Consider the following 17,991-nt stretch of genomic DNA (forward strand, 5'->3'; position numbering starts at 1 on the left):
CTCAGGCCCATTCGCCCTTGCGCATCACCGGAACTGTGGAGCCATCCGGCTTCACGCCATCGATATCCACCTTATCGGAACCGATCATCCAGTCGATGTGGATCAGGCTGGAATTGCCGCCTTGCGCCTTGATCTGATCCTGCGACAACGAAGCACCATCAACGAAGCATTTCGAATAGCATTGGCCGAGCGCAATGTGGCAGGAGGCGTTTTCGTCGAACAGCGTGTTGTAGAACAGGATGCCACTTGCCGAAATCGGCGAGGAATGCGGCACCAGCGCCACTTCACCCAGACGCCGCGCACCCTCGTCGGTATCGAGCACCTTGTTCAGCACGGCTTCGCCCTTCGAAGCCTTGGCTTCCACGATGCGGCCGTCTTCGAACTTCACCTGGATATCGTCGATCAGCGTTCCCTGATGTGAAAGCGGCTTGGTGCTGGACACGTAACCATCCACCCGCAGCGCATGCGGTGTGGTGAAGACTTCTTCCGTCGGAATGTTCGGGTTGCAGGTGACACCGTTCTTGGCGGTGGAGGCGCCCCCATGCCATTCGTGGCCGTCCGCCAGGCCGATTCTCACGTCCGTGCCGGGACCGGTGAAATGCAGCGACGAGAAACGTTCACCGTTCAGCCATGCCGAACGCTTGGCGAGATTGGCGTTATGCTCCGCCCATGCCGCGACCGGATCGGCGAGATCTACCCGCGAAGCGGCGAAGATGGCGTCCGCGAGCTTGCGAACCGCTTCGTCTTCCGTCACACCGGGAAAGACCTGTTTCGCCCAGGACGGGTTTGGATAGGAGATGATGTTCCAGTTGATATCGAAGTTGGAAATCTTCTCAAGCGCCGGCTTATAGGCCGTGGAATTGGCCTTGTTGGCGCGCGCCACCTTGGCGGGATCCTGTTCGGCCAGCAGCATGGGGTTGTCGCCGGCAATCGCAAGCCGCGCCGCGCCATTGGCATAGGCCTTGGCCATGCCGTCATAGAGCCAGCCGGAAGCCCGGTCGAAATTGGCGTCGCTGGCGTGGCGGTAGCGGGAAAGCGTGGTTTCTTCGTCGGAATAGAAGGTGGTGACCAGCCCGCCGCCGGCAAGATAGGCGTGTTTGGTCAAAAACCGCACCAGCGGCAACGCCGCCAGCGGAGCGGTGATCACCAGATCCTGATCCTTCTGCAATTGCAGGCCGACCTTGACGGCGACTTCAGCCAGTTTCTCGAGTTTGACGGGATCGATGGGGGAAACAGTCATGATCTGCCTTCGTATATTTCAATCGGAGGCGCCGACCATAGCCCATTCGCTTCGAAAGCCAAATGCTTTCAAAGCTGTGTCGAGATGTCAATCGGCCACCAAAGGTGCGACAACGGCTTTCAGCGCCGCCTGCGCGTCGCCGGGGGAAAGCCTTACCTGCAAACCGCGCTGGCCACCATTCATGTAGACATAGGAATGGGTCATGGCCCCAGTCTCTATGGCGGTCGGAACCTGTTTTTTCTGTCCAAAAGGGCTGATGCCGCCCACATGATAACCGGTTGCCCGCTCCGCATCGGCGGGCTTCATCATGCTGGCAGATTTCCCCCCGAAGGCGGCGGCGAGCTTCTTCATGCTCACTTCCCGGTCGGACGGGACGACGACGCAGACCGGCTTGCCATCCAGCTCAGCCATCAGTGTTTTCAGAACCAGATGTGGCGGTTCGCCGATAGCTTCGGCCGCCTGCAGGCCGATCCGGTCGGCATTCGGGTCGTAGTCATAGGTAACTGTGGTGAAGTTCACACCGGCCTTGGTCAGCATCTGGGTAGCGCGGGTTGTCTTGGACATGGTGGCCTGCGCTCACGCAAAGAGGGACTGATAGGTTTCCGGCTTGAAACCGACGGTTATCGCCTCCTTGGCCTCCAGCACCGGTCGCTTGATCATGGAGGGCTGCTCCAGCATCAGGCCAATGGCCCTTTCGCGGGTAAGATCGGCTTTCTGGCTATCGTCCAGTTTTTTGAAGGTGGTGCCGGCCCGGTTCAGAACCGTTTCCCAGCCCGCGGCATCGCACCATGTTTCGAGATGGGCCTGGTCGATGCCGGCCGTCTTGTAGTCATGGAAAGAATAGTCGACACCGTTGGCCTCCAGCCAGCTTCTGGCCTTTTTCATCGTGTCGCAGTTCTTGATGCCGTAAATGGTGACCGTCATGTTGCCTGCCTCTTTGTCTTGAACTTCCGGCATAACAAATAATGCGCCGTATTCAACCCGCAGCCTGAAGCACGGAATTCGAGCCATGCAAAAATGCAGTGTCTGACATCCAAACGAGCGCGAGCAAAGCTGCATGGCTTCCCTGCTACATCATGAGTTGTAGCAGAGGACAAAAATGCCCATTATCTGGGCATCAAAGATGGAGAGAAAAATGCGTCAGGTTGCAAAGACATCGCGTAACTTTTTTGGCGAAACTTTCGCCGTTCTTGGTGCCGCACTTTCGGTTTCGGCCGCTGTCCGCGCGCATCGCAAGCCGGCCCGCGCCGACCTCGAAGCGCTTGGCATCGACGGCAAGGCTTTCGACAAGGTTCAGCTCTAAGCTGATTATCGTTTGCAGCGAGGCGACATCGCCTCGCTCGTGCGTATATGTTGGCGGGCCTTAGCGTTCCGCCTGCTTTCGGTTCGGCCGTTTTCTCGGACCGATCAGTTTATCCGGTAAATGCAGCTGGCTTTCGAGCGGCTCATAACGATCTGCTTTTGCGGAGAGTGCGAAGCGTCCAAGGGACTCATGTCGCGTTTCGCCATTATGGCTGAAAACAAGCTCGAAATTACCCGCAAGCCAGCTATAGGGTTTTCCGGCCGGCATCGGCTCTATCTTCCCACAGCCATAAATCATCGTGATATGCGGCGTGAAGGATGGTGCCGCGATATAGGGAAGGTTTGCTTGTCGAAGCGCGCGTTGCAGCAGCTTCACCAGAGCGTTGATCTCCGGCAGATCACCACCGTTTCGCAGCACCAGACTATTGCGACTGCCGAAAAGCGCGCTTCCGTCCAGGGTGACCGGAACAGGCCGCGCGTTTACAGCACCCATTGCTGCCTTCAGCCTGCTTGTCAGTCCGTGAGGGATTGTCTCGAAACATCCCAAACACAGCAGGGTTATGTGCAGAAGCTCGGCGGGATATGCCTCGCGGGTTGTCCGACCCATGGCATGATGCGACGCATCGACAAAAATTCTTTCCGCCAATTGCCGTGGTGGCTTCAGCAGTAGCAGGAGCTTGTTTCGAAAGCGCGGATTGATGCGCCGTATTTTCTGCGGCTCCAGCCCATCAAAACAAAGCTGCCTTAAGGCTCTTTCGTCCGCCAACTCGCACTCCATGACGATGCTCCACAGCCTTATACCAAGGCCGGAAACCTATCATTGCGCGGTGATAAAATAAAGAACAAAAGAGGAACAAAAGGCGGAATTGCTCCGCCTTCGTTTTATTCCCACTCGATCGTGCCGGGCGGCTTGCTCGTCACGTCATAGACGACACGGTTGATGCCGCGGACTTCGTTGATGATGCGGGTCGCGGCGCGGCCGAGGAAATTCATGTCGTAGGGGTAGAAATCCGCCGTCATGCCATCCACGGAGGTCACAGCGCGGAGCGCACAGACGAAGTCATAGGTGCGGTAGTCACCCATGACGCCCACGGTCTGCACCGGCAGGAGCACTGCGAAGGCCTGCCAGATGGTGTCGTAAAGACCCGCCTTGCGGATTTCGTCGAGATAGATCGCATCTGCCTTGCGCAGAATATCGAGCTTCTCGCGGGTGACCGCACCGGGGCAACGGATCGCCAGACCCGGGCCGGGGAAGGGATGGCGCCCGATGAAGCTATCCGGCAGGCCAAGTTCACGGCCAAGCGCACGCACCTCGTCCTTGAAGAGCTCGCGCAGCGGCTCCACCAGTTGCATGTTCATGCGCTCGGGAAGGCCACCGACATTGTGGTGGCTCTTGATGGTGACGGAAGGACCGCCGGAGAAAGAAACGCTCTCGATGACGTCAGGGTAAAGCGTGCCCTGCGCGAGGAAATTCGGAGCACCCTTGCCGTCTGCTGCGATCTTGGCAGCTTCCGCCTCGAAGACCTCGATGAACAAACGGCCGATAGTCTTGCGCTTCACTTCCGGGTCGGAGACGCCAGAAAGCTGGCCCAGGAACATGTCTGCGGCATCCACATGTACCAGCGGAATATTGTAATGATCGCGGAACATGCCGACGACCTGCTCGCTTTCGCCAAGCCGCATCAGGCCATGATCAACGTAAACGCAGGTCAGCTGGTCACCGATCGCCTCATGGATGAGGATCGCCGCAACCGAGGAATCGACGCCGCCGGAGAGTGCGCAGAGCACGCGCCCGGTGCCGACCTGATCGCGGATCTTGCGGATCATCTCGGCGCGATAGGCTGCCATCGTCCAATCGGATTTAAGACCGACGATCTTGTGCACGAAGTTGGAGAGCAGCTTGCCACCATCTGGCGTATGCACCACTTCCGGGTGGAACATGGTGGTGTAATAATGGCGTGTCTCGTCGGCAGCTATGGCGAAGGGTGCGTTCTCAGAGGTTGCGATAACCTCGAAACCCTCCGGCAGTTTCGTCACGCGGTCGCCGTGGCTCATCCAGACGGGATAGCTCTTGCCCTGTTCCCAGAAACCGTCGAACAGAGGGCTTGCCTTTTTGATGTCGATATCGGCGCGCCCGAATTCCGCCGCGTGACCGCCCTCGACAACGCCGCCAAGCTGGGTGCAGAGCGTCTGCTGGCCGTAGCAGATGCCGAGGATCGGAACCTTGCTGTCGAACACCGCCTGCGGCGCACGCGGGCTGCCTTCCGCCGTTACAGATGCGGGGCCGCCGGAGAAGATCACGCCCTTGGGCTGGAGCTTCTCAAACGCCTCTGCGGCATTCTGAAACGGGTGGATTTCGCAATAGACCCCGGCTTCGCGGATGCGGCGCGCAATCAGCTGCGTCACCTGGCTGCCGAAATCGATGATGAGAATGCTGTCGGGATGGGCTATCTGGGTCATGGCGAGCCTTTAAAGAAAATGGCGGCTTTAGGCAACCCGGAAGCGGGCATCTAACAGCGGAAATTTACTAAAATCGCGAGGTTCAAAGGGTGATCGCACCGTCTTCGATAGCGCGGCAAAGCCTGTCGACGGCGTCTGCGAGCTTTTCATCGATGATATCAAGGTATTCCGTCCAGTCGTCCACATGGTTCACATCTTCCCTGCCATCGGAAATACCGCGCAGGCCGATGAGCGGCACGCCGAAGCGCTGGCAGGCCCGGAGCACGGCATAGGTTTCCATTTCCACCATATCGGCATCGATCGACCCATAGGCTGCACCAGAGACAACGTTGGCGCCCGTGGAAAGCCGCGCCTCGGCAATATCGGGTATGCGCAGGGGCAAGGCCACCTCGGCCGGCAGATCGAGAAAAGGCGTGCGACCCTTTTCAAAACCGAAGGCTGAGGCGTCCATGTCGCGATAGGCAACAGAAATCGCCTGATAGATGCCAGTCTGGTCGAGCGTCCGCGAGCCGGCGGAGCCGAGCGAAACGACAAGGTCAGGCAGATGGTCCGCCGCATCGAGGCCGGCAAGAATTGCCGTGACCGAAATCGCTGCCTCGACCGGGCCGACGCCGGTCATCAAGGGCGCGATGCGCGCCTGCAGGTGGGGGCCGTATTCGGCGGAAGCCGCCATGACGAAAAGTATGGATTTGTCTGCAACATGCAAAAGCCGGTAGCTCATCCGGTAATATCCTCGCGGCCCTTCACCACCATCATCGTGCCTGTCATGGAGGCGATGAGCTTCGCCGGCCCGTCGGAAAGGGCGTAAGCGCGGCCATCGGCAACGATCAGGTTGTTGCCCGGCTTGATGATTTCGCCACGAAACAGGAACCGCTCGCCGCGCCCGGGCGACATGAGGTTGACCTTGAACTCGATTGTCAGCAGCGAGGCTTCCGGCTCTATGATCGTATAGGCGGCATAGGTGCAGGCGGTATCCAGGCCCGCGGCAATGACACCGGCATGCAATATGCCGTGCTGCTGTGTCAGCTTTTCATGAAACGGCAGCTCGATTTCCACCAGACGGTGTTCGATGCGGCTTATCTGCGCACCGATTGCCTGCACCACACCCTGCCGCGCAAAGCTTCTTTCTATCCGCTGACGAAAATCGCCGGGATCCGTGATCTCCATTGGCTTACCTGCCTGCTTTTGTCCTCACCGCAAACTGACATGGCGTGTGGCGGCGGGCAAGGCAAGTGCCGCAGGAGTAATTAGTTCAGCACGGCGATGCTGGCATTCAGCAGCGTGGCAAAGGCGACCCAAAGGGCGTAGGGCACGAAAAGCCACATGGAGATGCGGTCGCGACTAAAGGTGAGCGCAATGAAAGCCAGAATGCAGATCAGCATAGGCACGATGATGACGAGCGCGCCTGTCGGGCTTTGCATGCCGAAAAAGATGGGCGACCACAGGAAATTCAGCACCAGCTGCGTGAACCACAGACGCATGCGCGTGCCCGCCGGTCTCACGATCCATGTTCGCGCGCCTGTAATGCCGATCATCACGTAGAGCGTCGTCCAAACGGGGCCGAATATCCAGTTGGGCGGGTTGAAGGGCGGCTTCTGAAGCGACTGGTACCATTCGCCCGGCACGTTGTTGATGCCGATGAGCGCACCCAGCGCAACAACCACAACCACGAAAATGATATACACGGACAGGTTTTTCATGACGCCTCAAATGCTTTTTGGTCTTTTTTGTTCCGGTGCATTTTCAGTATTTTAGCCTGAAATACGCACGATATGCTGGTCCCACGCCACGTCGCTGCGAATAGCCTCGAAAAATCCGTCATAGGAAGAAACCGCAATGCCCTTTATGGCGGGGGCAACGCCCGCAGCCTCCCGCACGGTCGTCTCGGATACAACACGCCCGGTTTTCGCATCCAGCGTCACGGCCGCGTTGCCATTGGGTGAGGTCAGGCCCACCAGGCCATCGCGCCGGTTGACCGCGATGGCACCGACATAATTGGCAAGGCGCACCGTCGTTTGCTCTGGTAGATCGACGAAGGCAAGGTCCTCGCCCTTCGAGAAATGGCCAACAAGCGGCGGAAGATCGTTGCGTGGTCCCTCATATTGGCAGGCGAACCAGACACGCCCGTCATCGCCGAGATCGACATGGCGGGTGGAAAGCTGTCGCAACTGGTCTGGCATCGTATGTTTCTGGATCAACTGGCCGCTGGCGGCGTCCAGAAGCACGAGCGACGGCTGCATGCTGCCGACATTGAGTTTGGTTCGGCCGAAATCCGGGTGGGTCTCGATGCCGCCATTGGCGATCACGATAAGCCTGCCATCGTCGCTCACGGTCATGTCATGGGTGCCAATGCCGTGGGCGTCGTATTCACCGATGCGGGCAAATCCGTTGCGGGCGTCGTAAAGCCCGATAACACCGCGATTGCCATCGAAGTCGTTTTCGCTGGCGTAGAGGATCGCACCGTCGGGAGAAAATTGTCCGTGGCCGTAGAAGTGGCGGTTTTCCGGCGTGTGCATCACGACAGGCTCGCGGCGTCGCGCAGGGTCAAAGGCCATGAAGAAGGTGCCGGGCCGGCGCGCAAAGGCCACTGTCATGCCGGTCGCATGGCTCGTTGCCATTCCATGGGCGCGGGCTGGGAGCGCAACACGGTCGATGATCTCGCCGCGTTCGCTCACAGTCGCAATGCCGTAGGAACCGTCATGGGCGCGAAAAGCGGAAGCGAAGACAGCGTCGGCGCGTTCAAGCGCATGCAGCGAGCCGGGAGCGAGCGCCGCTAGGAACGGAATGCCCGCCGCCTTGATGAAGCTGCGCCGGTCTATGAGCGTCGGCTTTTTGCCTGATATCACCGCCTTAGTCTCCGTCGGCGAAGGAAAAGCCGGAGCTGAGACCGATTGCGCCGCCATACTGGTCGTTGAGGCGGTAGATCAGGTCTTTGCCGTTCAGCAGCAGGTAATCCACCTTGGCGCGTTGCTGGTCGTCATCAAGGGCCTTTTCCACGTTGGTATCAATCGTTCCGGCAATGCGGATCATCGATTTGGCGATGAAATCGATGGAGTTGACGATGGAGCGCTGGTCGGATGGCACGAGTTCTACCATATCGGCCGTGTGCAGGAGGTTCTGAACGGCCTTGATGTTTGCGGCAATGCTTTTCCACGTCAGGCCGGACCGCCAGTAGATCGCCGTGCGGGGAAACTTCGCCTTGTCCGGCCCCTTGTAGAACGTCTCTATGCGCTGGTCGCGGATTGCTTCGGCGCCGTGCACGAGAATGCCAAGCAGGGCAACCAGCGCCTCACGCTCATCGCGAAAAACGGGATTATCCGCGCCGGGCTGCGTCCAGTTTTTCTGCGCTCCATTAGGTGCGTTCCAGCTGTCAGAAAGCTCCGCCGCCACATTGGCAACGTTGCCGGCAATCGCCGCGCCATAACGGCAACGGAAATCGCCCTTCTTGTCGAACAGATCACCCGCATCGGTGCCGTAGAGCACGAATTCCAGCGCGCCGAGGCCCTGCGCTGCGACACTCTTGCCCTTCAGGCTCTCGGCGCTGGTGACGCTTTCGTCCTTTTCCGCAAGGTAACGCTGTACCTGTTTCAGGCCAAGACCCTTCTTGTCTGGGTAATAGAGCACACGTTCGAAGCGGTTGTGCTCGATCACCGGACCGACCCGAACGATCTCGATGGTTGACCAGCTGGAGACCGTATCGGCAAAGGCCGCTTTGGCCGCCTCATCCGTCGTTTTGGAAGGGGCGGCGCAGAACGCCTTCATGCTGCCTTCCAGCTTCTCTGCCGATTGCCGGAAGTGGTCATAGCCGGGGCGGATGAAACCGTTCACTGCTTTTTCCATCACGCCCCGCACCTGTACGGGGTCGAGCGGTGGCGGCGGCATCAGCTCCACATCCTGCGCCATTGCGGGCCGCATACCCAAAAGCAGCAGCACGGAGATGAGACCGGGTATTTTTCGCATGGCATTTTTCATCAAAGGGACTCCAGAAAAGCCAGCAAAGCCTGCCGGTCGGATTTTTGCAAGTCGGCAAAGGCATCGCGCGCTTTTTGCGCTTCGCCGCCATGCCATAATATCGCTTCTGTCAGGCTGCCCGCCCGCCCGTCATGCAGGTAAAAGCCGTTGCCATTCACGCTTTGCGTCAGACCGATACCCCAGAGCGGCTGGGTTCGCCATTCCTGCCCGCTTGCTTCGCCCACCTGCTGGCCGTCGGCAAGCTCCTCTCCCATGTCGTGCAGCAGAAAATCCGAATAGGGCCAGATCAGCTGGAAAGACTGCATGGGGTCGGCAGCGTCACGGCGGGTGACGAATTTCGGTGTATGGCAGGATGTGCAGCCGGATGCGTAAAAAAGCTGCTTTCCCCGCAACACGGTGGGATCACCCACATCGCGGCGCTGCGGCACTGCAAGGTTTTCGGTGTAAAAGGACACGAGATCGAGGATGGGGTCCGGCGCTTCCACTGGCCCAAGCCGTGGCTGCACGCCGGTCGGCATGGCAAGACAGTCTTTCTGAACGTCGGTGCAATCGCCATAGGCGTTCGGTGTATCCGGCGTGGAAATGCCGATATCGTGGGAGAAGGCGCTGGCGCTCTGGTCGCGGACGCTGGCGTTCTGGGCTTTCCAGCCAAATCTGCCGAGCTTCACTTCGCCGGTCCGGTGATCCCGTACAAAAGCAGGGCGCCCGGAAATGCCGTCGCCATTTTTGTCATCCGGATCGGCGCCGGCCAGAATATCGGCATCGGCAATGGCCTCGATCAGCCCAAGCCCAAGGGTTGGCATTGCAATCCGCGCCGACAAAGTCGTATCGACGCCCAGGGGGCCATAGTGCAGGCCTGCCACGACATAGTCTGGCTTGCGCAGCATCACCACCTCGCCGTCGGCCAGCCGCACGGGCTTTTCGATATAGGTGACGACAGGTTTGCCCTCTGCAGCGAGGCCGGGAATGGCAACGTTCTGAAGCTGCCGGCCATAGGTCTCGTCGGGAAAATTCAACACCTCGTGGCGCGCAATCGCTGCCCGTTCAGCCTCGTTGCGGGCAGGCCGGGCCAGCCGCAGAAACAGGGAGACGGCATCTTCGCCGGCAAGTGGCGGTCGGCCTCTGCCGTCCTTCACATGGCAGGCCTGGCAGGATCGGGCGTTATAGAGCGGCCCCAACCCGTCTGAGGCTTGCGTGGAGGAGGGGGAAGACACCCAGAGCTTCTGGAACAGCGCATTGCCGAGCTTGAAATCCTGTTTTCGCTCAAACGGCATTGTTGCGGATGGATGCGAAAACGCGCCGCTATCGGCTTTATGGGTGCTGGTCGTTGCCCCGCCGGACATGGCCTCGAAGGGCTCCGGCATGGTAAAATCCATCGTCGGCGCGGTGACAGCCTGAACGCGGCTTTGGTCTTTTTCCGTCAGATCGTCACGAAGCGGCGCGGCAAGCACCATCGATGCCACAAGGCAGGCTGCCCCGGCGAAGAAGAACGGCTTGCGGATCCGCGGCAGCGATGACTTCATGGAAAGCATGGGAATGGCGGGCCGCAGCGATCTGCGGCCCGCATTGGCTCTTATTTGAAGACGGCGTTCGGATTATCGAGGCTGGCGGAACCCTCAAGTTCGATCTTGCCGAGATCGAGTGCCGCAATCACGCGTTCGACGGTTTTCGTCTGGTCGAGAAGGCCGTCGATGGCAGCCTGAACCACGGCGTTGCCTTCCTTGTTGCCTTCGCCGATCATCTGGTCGTAGGCCTCGACCGTCTGGGCACGCTTTTCCATGGCATGCATGGCGTCGAGCGTCTTGTTCAGCTTCGCCGTCATCTCGTCGTTCAGCGCCTTGTCCTTGGCGCCGACCAGCTCCGACAGCGAGGCGCCGGTCATCTTCGTTCCATCCACACGGGTATATTCGCCGGTATAGGCAGATGCGATGCCGATGGCGTCGTTAAGATGCGAATTATAGGTATTGTCTGAGAAGCAATCATGCTCCTCTTCCGGATCGTGCAGCAGAAGGCCGAGCTTCATGCGCTCCCCTGCCAGCTCGCCATAGGAAAGAGAGCCCATGCCGGTGAGAATGGCGGTCAGGCCGGCTTTCGGGTCGGCTTCCACTGTCTTGGTGGCTTCGCCTTCCGGCGCCCAGGCGTCCACCATTTCCTGAAGATCCTTGATCAGCAGGGTGGAGGCGGACTTCAGGTAATCGGCGCGGCGGTCGCAATTGCCGTTCGTGCAATTCTTCTTGTCGTAGTCGGTATAGGGGCGGTTGCCCGCACCCGGTCCGGTGCCGTTCAGGTCCTGGCCCCAGAGCAGGAATTCGATGGCGTGGTAACCGGTCGTCACATTGGCTTCGACATCGCCCGCCTCGTGCAGGCTTTCGATCAGTTCGGGGGTGATCTTCGAGGTATCGACATCTTCGCCACTGATCTTGATCTTCGGATTGGCGATGATGTTTGCGACGTAAAGCTCGTTCTCGTCGCTCTCGGTGCCGTAGGAACCGTCGACATAGTCGATCAGGCCTTCATCCAGCGGCCAGGCGTTTACCTTGCCTTCCCAGGCGTCGACCACAGGGTTGCCGAACCGGTAGACTTCCGATTGCTGGTAGGGAACGCGCGCCTTGATCCACGCTTCACGTGCAGCTTTCAGCGTTCCTTCGCTCGGTGTTGCGATCAGCGCATCGATTGCCTTGTCCAGCGCCTTCGCCGTGGTCAGCGAATCCTCGTATTTCGCATGCGCGACGTCGGCGTAATGCTTGACGACAGCGGCGGCGTCGGTCGCAGCGCGGGCGGGAAGCGCGGTGAAGGTCGCGGATGCGGCCAGAAGCGCGAAAGACGCGCTGAGAATGGTTTTGCGGATCATGATCCCTCTCCTTGGGCAGGCGTGAAATAACTTCACGCTGCGGCAAGCGAGTTCTGACCCAATCGCAAACTTGTGTCAAATATTCTAGTTTAGAATGCTTTGAAACAAGCTACTCGGTGTTTTTCGAAGTAAAATCAGCGCGTGCAAAACCTGTTTCAGGCTTTGCGTTTCATTACGCAGAAGAAGAAACCATCCGTATCTGTAGTTGCAGGCGTCAGCGTCACTGTCTTGCCGTCAGAGGAATGCGGTTTGTTCGCATTGCCGCCAAAAGTCGTCTGCCAGCGATCCAGTGCCGAACCGATATAGAATTGCGGATTTTCTTCGCAGAAGCGCGTGACCTGCTGCTCGTTTTCCTCGGGCAGAACCGAGCAGGTGACATAAAGCAGCTCGCCGCCGGGGCGTACAAAACCCTTGGCCTGCGAAAGGGCCTCGCCCTGCTGCTGTACCCGTTCTTCCAGATTGCGTGTCGTCAGCCGCCATTTGGTGTCGGGCCGCCGGCGCCACGTTCCGGTGCCAGTGCAGGGGGCGTCCACCAGAACGCGATCGAATTTTTCATGAAACGGGACAAGTCCGGCTGCGCGGTCATGAACCTGTACATTGCGCGTGCCGGCTCGTTTCAGCCGCTCGATAATCGGCGCGAGCCGCTTGCGATCGGCGTCGAAGGCGTGAACCTGACCCTTGTTGTTCATGCTGGCGGCCATGGCCAGCGTCTTGCCGCCGCCACCGGCGCAATAATCGAGTATCTGTTCGCCTTCATGCGCGCCGGCAAGATCGGCAACGATCTGTGATCCCTCGTCCTGAACTTCGAACCAGCCTTTCTGGAAGGACAGTTCGGCGGTCACATTCGGCAGGCGGGAAGGGCCTTCGCCGGCGGGGATGCGGACACCCTGACGGGCTATATGCGTTGCTTCCGCACCGCTCTCTTCCAGTGCCTTCAGCACCTTGTCGCGAGTGGCCTTCAGCGTGTTGGCCCGCAGATCAAGTGTCGGGCGCTGGTTCAGCGCCTGCGCCTCGGCAAGCCAGCTGGCTCCAAACGCCGTCTCGAAGGATGCTTGAACCCATTCGGGAATGTCGCCCTGAATATGGGCTGGTGCATCGGCGAGAGAACGGGAGAGAAAGGCTTTCTGCTTTTCTTCATCAGGCGCGGCAGGGGCAAATTTGTCGCCGTCGAATTCCGCCGCAAGTTCCGAAAAGCTCTTGCCCCATTGGCGCAGCAGAACTGCATAACCAAGCGAGGCGGCGCTGTCGTCATCCATCAGCCAGGCGTGTGACAGTTTCATGCGCAGCGCGTCATAGACGATGTTGCCGATCGCGGCCCTGTCACCCGAACCTGCGAAACGATGGGCAAGTCCCCAGTCCTTCAGAGCATCGGCAACGGGACGCCTGCGTCCCTCAATATCCGCCAATACTTCGATTGCTCCGGCCAAACGCCCGCCCAAACGCATTGTCTACCTCATTTTGCTGATTAGCCCGGTTGGTAGACGCGAATGGCGGCAAGGGCAAGGCTCAATCGGCGCTGACGACCTCGTAGCAGACCTTGGCGGTGCCGGAACTGATCATGCCGATGTTTTTGGCAGCGGCCTTGGAAAGATCGAGAACGCGACCCTTGATGAACGGACCGCGGTCATTGATGCGCACCACAACGGCCTTGCCGTTACGGGCATTGGTAACCTTGACCTTGGTGCCGAACCGCAGCGAGCGGTGAGCGGCGGTCATGTTGGCGGCGTTCATACGCTCGCCCGAAGCAGTCTTGGAGCTCAACGCATACCACGATGCCCCTCCACAACCATTTGCCGCATTCGCCTGAAGAGGCGCAATGATGGAACAGGCGGCTATAGTTGCGACGGTGAAAGTTATACGACGGATATTCAACAAACTGTGCTTCCCTGAAAATCGGCCCCGCGCCGATTGATTGTGCCCTTGCTAAACGGCCATTGTCTGGCCTGAACGCGTTTGAATGCGAGATTGTAGGGCGAGGGAAAAATGGCGAAAAAAAGCTGATCTCAAATCACGAAGTGTTACAGGCTGTAACATTCGTGATCGTTAGCCGGAAAGGTGTCGTCGGTGCCTTATTGTTGAAAAGTGGAAAAAATGACGCAGAATCAATGCTCAATGGAAATGCTGTTACAAGTCACGCCTTCGTGAATCCAGTTCACGAAATGTGAGTGAAATATTTTTCTAATGGCTATGATTTTAGCGATTTTTGCATGGTTAATAAAAGCCTAATTGACTGAAAAACCACCAAAACCATCCTCAAAAACGGGTTTGGAAGGATTTTTCATCGCTTTTAAATGGGGGATTTTTAGCCCCGCCAGAGGCCGCTTTCCCACAATTGTGTCAGGGAGATTTTGTACTCCGGGAAGCTGAAATCGAAACCGAGGCCACGTATCCTGGCGTTGGAAACGCGCTTGTTCTCGCCGTAGAAGGAGCGTGCCATCGGCGTCAGATCGGCGGTCTCGAATGCCTGTTCGGGAGGCGGCTCAACGCCCATCAACGTGGCGGCGAAGCTCACCACATCCTGCGGCGGGGCGGGTTCATCATCCGTCACATTGAAGAGGCCGCGTTCATTTCTCCGCGCCAGAAAGGCGTGGGCCGCACCAATATCCTCAACCCGGATGCGGTTGAACACCTGGTCTTTCTTCACCAGCCTGCGCGCCGTTCCCTTTTCGAAATTCATGAAACTATTGCGTCCGGGGCCGTAAATTCCCGAAAGGCGCAAGATGGCAAGCGGCACGCCCGCTTTTTCAGCAGCCGCAGCCCACGCGGTTTCGGCAGCAACGCGTTCCACGGACCGGGCGGACACCGGGCGGCACGGGGTTTCCTCATCCACCCATGCGCCGTCATGGTCGCCATAGACGCCAACGGTGGAAAGATAAGCGATCCATTCAAGCTTGGGCAGAAGCCGTTTCAGGTCGTCGCCCAAAAGCGCAAGCAGTGGATCTCCATCCTTGCCCGGCGCGATGGACTGCACGAGATGGGTGACATTGGTCATTGTGGCGATGAGATCGTCATTAAGATGGGCACCGTCGAACAGGAAGGGTGTCATGCCAGTTGCAGCAAGGCTTGCGAACTTGTCCGTGCTGCGCGTGGTGCCCGATATCGTTGCAGCTTCGGTTTTCAGCGCGTTTGCGATGGCCTTGCCCGAATATCCTGCGCCGAAAATCATCACATGCATGGGTCACGCCTCTGCCAGTTGCCATTCCATTTCAGCCTCCGGATCAGGCTCCGGGGCGCGGCCGGCAGAGTATGCACGGAACTCCTCGCTGTCCATAAGCTGCGACAAAGCCCATGCGGCCATGCCGCGCACCTCCGGTGCCGGGTCTTTTTCGGCGAGAGACTTGCATTGCTGCACGAATTGCCGGTCGCGCGAGTTTCCAGCAGCTATCAGAACGTTGCGGATGAAGCGGTTACGCCCGATGCGCTTGACCGGTGAGCCGCTGAAGAAGCTGCGGAAGGCAGCGTCATCCAGCGTCAGCAGGAAGGCGATGGAAGGTTCCTTCAAATCCTCGCGCGCCTGCAGCTTCATCTCGGAGGCGCTGGCCGCGAATTTGTTCCAGGGACAGGCGGCAAGGCAATCGTCGCAGCCATAGATGCGGTTGCCTATCATCGGCCGGAACTCGTGCGGGATGACGCCTTTGTGCTCAATGGTGAGGTAGGAGATGCAGCGGCGGGCGTCCAGCTGGTAGGGGGCGGGGAAGGCGGCCGTCGGACAGGCATCGAGACAGGCGCGACAGGAGCCGCAATGGTCCTTCTCGGCCTCATCAAGAAAAAGCTCGGCGGTGGTGAACATGCTGCCGAGAAACAGCCAGGAACCATGGGTGCGGCTGACCAGATTGGTGTGTTTGCCCTGCCAGCCGAGCCCCGCGGCTGCGGCAAGCGGTTTTTCCATCACCGGCGCAGTGTCAACGAAGACCTTCACGTCCTCGCCGGCGCGCGCGGCAAAACGGGTGGCGATTTCTTTCAGTCGCCCTTTTATGACGTCGTGATAGTCGCGGTTGCGGGCATAGACCGAAATGGCTGCCTTGTCGGATTTCGAAAGAAGGCCGCGAGGATCTTCCTCAGGCCCGTAATTCAGCCCGAACATGACAATGGAGCGCACGTCGCCCCACAGCGTTTTCGGCTCGGCGCGACGGGCCTCGGTCTGCTCCATCCACGCCATGGTGCCATGATAGCCCTTATCCAGAAACTGCCTCAGCCGTCCTGGTGCCAGCGGAATGCTGTCCGGCGCGGTGATACGACAGAGATCGAAGCCGAGCGAAAGCGCCTCCTGACGAACGAAGTCCGTCAGTTTGCGAGCGCGTATCCGCTGCTTGTCGCTGGCAACGTCGATGGTCGTTTCTCCTGCGGGTTACTCTGCGACATATATATGCGTAGCTACACGCCGCAGCAAATAACCGGGAGGCCGGAACTTAGAAATCCAGATCGGCGTAGTGGGAGGAGGGGGCAAGGCGCGGAATGCGCTCGCTGAGGAACGGCCGGAAGGACGGGCGCGATTTCAGCCGCTGATACCACTCCTTGGCAATTGGCGCTTCAAGCCAGTTGATTTCGCCGAGATAATCCAGCACCGAGACAGAGGCGGCGGCGGCAAGGTCGGCATAACTCAACCGGTCGCCCGCCAGCCACGTCCGCGAACCCGCCAGCCATTCCAGATATTTGATGTGCTGACGAACATTGTTACGCGCGGTGCGCAGAAGCTTGGAATCCGGGGGGCCACCACCCTGCGCCGCCGTCATCTGCAATTTATAAACCCGCTCCCGCACCAGCGGTCGGGTCACATCGTTTTCCATCTTCTGCAGGAACCACTCGGTCAAGCGGCGGATTTCCGCCCGCTGAAACGGGTCTTCCGCCAGCAATCGCCGGTCACGCTTCAAAACCCCGTGCGTTTCGTCGAGAAACTCGGCGAGCACGTACGGACCGCTGAGAGAGCGCATATTATCATCGAGATAGACCGGCAGGGTGCCCGCCGGATTCAGCGCCAGAAACTCCCGCCTTCTTTCCCACGGCTGCTCCTCTACGAGATCGGTCTGGAACCCGTATTCCGAAAGGATCAGACGAACGAACCGGGATGCGGTCGACATGGGAGAGTGATAGAGAGTTGGCATCGGTACTCAATTTTTACGATTGGTTGTCATGATCGACAATTGCCGGAAAACTTTTTCAGTTTCGCTTCATCAAGACGCTATAAGAGCTTGGCTACTTTAAAACAAGTTTAACGCAATTGCTTTCCATTCCCGCTTCCCCCTGAAAAAAGGATACCTCATGGGTGACCAATCGATCATCAGCGCGCTTTTGCTGGGCATTATCGAGGGTCTTACGGAGTTCATTCCCGTTTCCTCAACGGCGCATGTGCTGCTGGCCGGGCATTTTCTCGGCTTCAAATCACCGGGCAACACCTTTGCCGTTCTCATTCAGCTCGGCGCGATCATTGCTATCCTTCTTGTTTATTTTCAGAAGCTTGTGTCGATCGCCGTGGCGATGCCAACAAGTGCCAAGGCGCGCCGCTTCGTGCTGGCTGTCGCTGTCGCCTTCCTGCCGGCGGCGGTGATCGGCGCTCTGGCGCATGACTTCATCAAGACGGTGCTGTTCGAAACACCGATCCTCATCTGTATCGTACTGGTTATCGGCGGCGTCATATTGCTGGCCGTTGACCGGATGCCGCTGAAGCCCAGATATACCGACATCATGGATTATCCGCCGTCGCTTGCCTTCAAGATCGGTCTGTTCCAGTGCCTTGCGATGGTTCCGGGCACCTCCCGGTCCGGCGCCACCATTGTCGGCGCGCTGTTGATGGGCACGGACAAGCGCTCCGCCGCCGAATTCTCGTTTTTCCTGGCGATGCCGACCATGCTCGGCGCGTTTGTGCTCGATCTCTACAAGAACCGAGATGCCCTGAGCTTCGATGACAGTGCGCTGATTGCCGTGGGCTTCATCGCGGCTTTCGTCTCCGGCCTCTTCGTCGTGCGCTCGCTGCTGGACTTCGTCTCGCGACGCGGTTTTGCACCCTTTGCCTGGTGGCGCATCGTCGTCGGCTCGCTGGGTCTGGTGGCACTTCTGCTCTACCGTTGAGCCGAGCTTTAAAATAGCCGTTCGTTTCCAATGCACGGACAAAATAAAAAGCGCCCCGGAGAATCCGGAGGCGCTTTTTATTTGAGACTTGTGAAAGCTG

Annotated in this window: 19 protein-coding genes; 2 read left to right on the forward strand and 17 right to left on the reverse strand. The window is 58.8% G+C overall.

All coding sequences use genetic code 11. The features are described from left to right. Position 1: 1 nt before the first annotated feature. The 3 genes from AC1DCP_RS01010 to AC1DCP_RS01020 all read right to left on the reverse strand — a co-directional run bounded on the left by AC1DCP_RS01010 (position 2) and on the right by AC1DCP_RS01020 (position 2,164). Positions 2 to 1,240 carry an aminopeptidase gene (locus AC1DCP_RS01010; RefSeq protein ID WP_065688400.1) on the reverse strand — a complete coding sequence of 413 codons (1,239 nt, stop codon included), beginning with the start codon at positions 1,238 to 1,240 and terminating at the stop codon, positions 2 to 4. Between the two features lie 87 nt (positions 1,241 to 1,327). Continuing rightward, positions 1,328 to 1,804 carry a Cys-tRNA(Pro) deacylase gene (gene ybaK / locus AC1DCP_RS01015; protein WP_065688399.1) on the reverse strand — a complete coding sequence of 159 codons (477 nt, stop codon included), beginning with the start codon at positions 1,802 to 1,804 and terminating at the stop codon, positions 1,328 to 1,330. A 12-nt stretch (positions 1,805 to 1,816) separates the two neighbouring features. Then, on the reverse strand, positions 1,817 to 2,164 hold the full coding sequence (locus AC1DCP_RS01020; protein ID WP_065688469.1) for an ArsC family reductase: 348 nt from the start codon (positions 2,162 to 2,164) through the stop codon (positions 1,817 to 1,819). A 211-nt stretch (positions 2,165 to 2,375) separates the two neighbouring features. Between AC1DCP_RS01020 and AC1DCP_RS01025 the strand changes: the two genes are divergently transcribed. After that, positions 2,376 to 2,543: a hypothetical protein gene (locus AC1DCP_RS01025; protein ID WP_003503889.1), complete on the forward strand. Its 168-nt coding sequence runs from the start codon at positions 2,376 to 2,378 to the stop codon at positions 2,541 to 2,543. 60 nt (positions 2,544 to 2,603) lie between these two features. On the opposite strand, the gene AC1DCP_RS01030 is transcribed toward AC1DCP_RS01025, so the two are convergent. From AC1DCP_RS01030 to AC1DCP_RS01095, 14 genes are all read right to left on the reverse strand, one after another. Further along, a complete protein-coding gene (locus tag AC1DCP_RS01030) occupies positions 2,604 to 3,320 on the reverse strand; it encodes a 2'-5' RNA ligase family protein (protein WP_065661459.1) in 717 nt (238 codons plus the stop codon). Between the two features lie 104 nt (positions 3,321 to 3,424). Further along, positions 3,425 to 5,002, reverse strand: a complete 1,578-nt coding sequence (gene guaA / locus AC1DCP_RS01035) for a glutamine-hydrolyzing GMP synthase (protein ID WP_065661458.1) — start codon at positions 5,000 to 5,002, stop codon at positions 3,425 to 3,427. 82 nt (positions 5,003 to 5,084) lie between these two features. Further along, complete coding sequence (locus tag AC1DCP_RS01040; RefSeq protein ID WP_065688398.1) at positions 5,085 to 5,723, reverse strand: 5'-methylthioadenosine/S-adenosylhomocysteine nucleosidase; 639 nt, start codon at positions 5,721 to 5,723, stop codon at positions 5,085 to 5,087. Further along, on the reverse strand, positions 5,720 to 6,169 hold the full coding sequence (locus tag AC1DCP_RS01045) for a PaaI family thioesterase (RefSeq protein WP_003514669.1): 450 nt from the start codon (positions 6,167 to 6,169) through the stop codon (positions 5,720 to 5,722). Before AC1DCP_RS01045 ends, AC1DCP_RS01040 begins: the two co-directional genes overlap by 4 nt. Before the next feature lie 80 nt (positions 6,170 to 6,249). After that, positions 6,250 to 6,702 (reverse strand): TspO/MBR family protein, encoded by a 453-nt coding sequence (locus tag AC1DCP_RS01050; RefSeq protein WP_065688397.1) that lies wholly within the window; start codon positions 6,700 to 6,702, stop codon positions 6,250 to 6,252. 51 nt (positions 6,703 to 6,753) lie between these two features. Continuing rightward, entirely contained in the window at positions 6,754 to 7,848 is a 1,095-nt protein-coding gene (locus tag AC1DCP_RS01055) for a DUF1513 domain-containing protein (RefSeq protein WP_112682635.1), read from the reverse strand. 4 nt (positions 7,849 to 7,852) lie between these two features. Next, a complete protein-coding gene (locus tag AC1DCP_RS01060; RefSeq protein ID WP_065688395.1) occupies positions 7,853 to 8,974 on the reverse strand; it encodes an imelysin family protein in 1,122 nt (373 codons plus the stop codon). Beyond that, complete coding sequence (locus tag AC1DCP_RS01065) at positions 8,974 to 10,506, reverse strand: di-heme oxidoreductase family protein (RefSeq protein WP_065688394.1); 1,533 nt, start codon at positions 10,504 to 10,506, stop codon at positions 8,974 to 8,976. The genes AC1DCP_RS01060 and AC1DCP_RS01065 overlap by 1 nt, the downstream gene beginning before the upstream one ends. Positions 10,507 to 10,547: 41 nt before the next feature. Then, on the reverse strand, positions 10,548 to 11,825 hold the full coding sequence (locus AC1DCP_RS01070) for an imelysin family protein (RefSeq protein ID WP_003514680.1): 1,278 nt from the start codon (positions 11,823 to 11,825) through the stop codon (positions 10,548 to 10,550). Between the two features lie 155 nt (positions 11,826 to 11,980). Further along, on the reverse strand, positions 11,981 to 13,270 hold the full coding sequence (locus AC1DCP_RS01075; protein ID WP_065688393.1) for an RsmB/NOP family class I SAM-dependent RNA methyltransferase: 1,290 nt from the start codon (positions 13,268 to 13,270) through the stop codon (positions 11,981 to 11,983). 61 nt (positions 13,271 to 13,331) lie between these two features. Further along, complete coding sequence (locus AC1DCP_RS01080; RefSeq protein ID WP_013635343.1) at positions 13,332 to 13,700, reverse strand: septal ring lytic transglycosylase RlpA family protein; 369 nt, start codon at positions 13,698 to 13,700, stop codon at positions 13,332 to 13,334. A 427-nt stretch (positions 13,701 to 14,127) separates the two neighbouring features. Then, a complete protein-coding gene (locus AC1DCP_RS01085) occupies positions 14,128 to 15,000 on the reverse strand; it encodes an SDR family oxidoreductase (RefSeq protein ID WP_038489593.1) in 873 nt (290 codons plus the stop codon). A gap of 3 nt (positions 15,001 to 15,003) precedes the next feature. Beyond that, complete coding sequence (queG, locus tag AC1DCP_RS01090) at positions 15,004 to 16,155, reverse strand: tRNA epoxyqueuosine(34) reductase QueG (protein ID WP_075807508.1); 1,152 nt, start codon at positions 16,153 to 16,155, stop codon at positions 15,004 to 15,006. Positions 16,156 to 16,234: 79 nt separating this feature from the next. Next, positions 16,235 to 16,927, reverse strand: coding sequence for a glutathione S-transferase family protein (locus tag AC1DCP_RS01095; RefSeq protein WP_003514689.1), 693 nt, complete (start codon positions 16,925 to 16,927; stop codon positions 16,235 to 16,237). Positions 16,928 to 17,084: 157 nt separating this feature from the next. Between AC1DCP_RS01095 and AC1DCP_RS01100 the strand changes: the two genes are divergently transcribed. Continuing rightward, on the forward strand, positions 17,085 to 17,891 hold the full coding sequence (locus AC1DCP_RS01100; protein ID WP_065659806.1) for an undecaprenyl-diphosphate phosphatase: 807 nt from the start codon (positions 17,085 to 17,087) through the stop codon (positions 17,889 to 17,891). Positions 17,892 to 17,991 lie beyond the last annotated feature (100 nt).

Source organism: Agrobacterium sp. 10T429, from assembly GCF_056393925.1.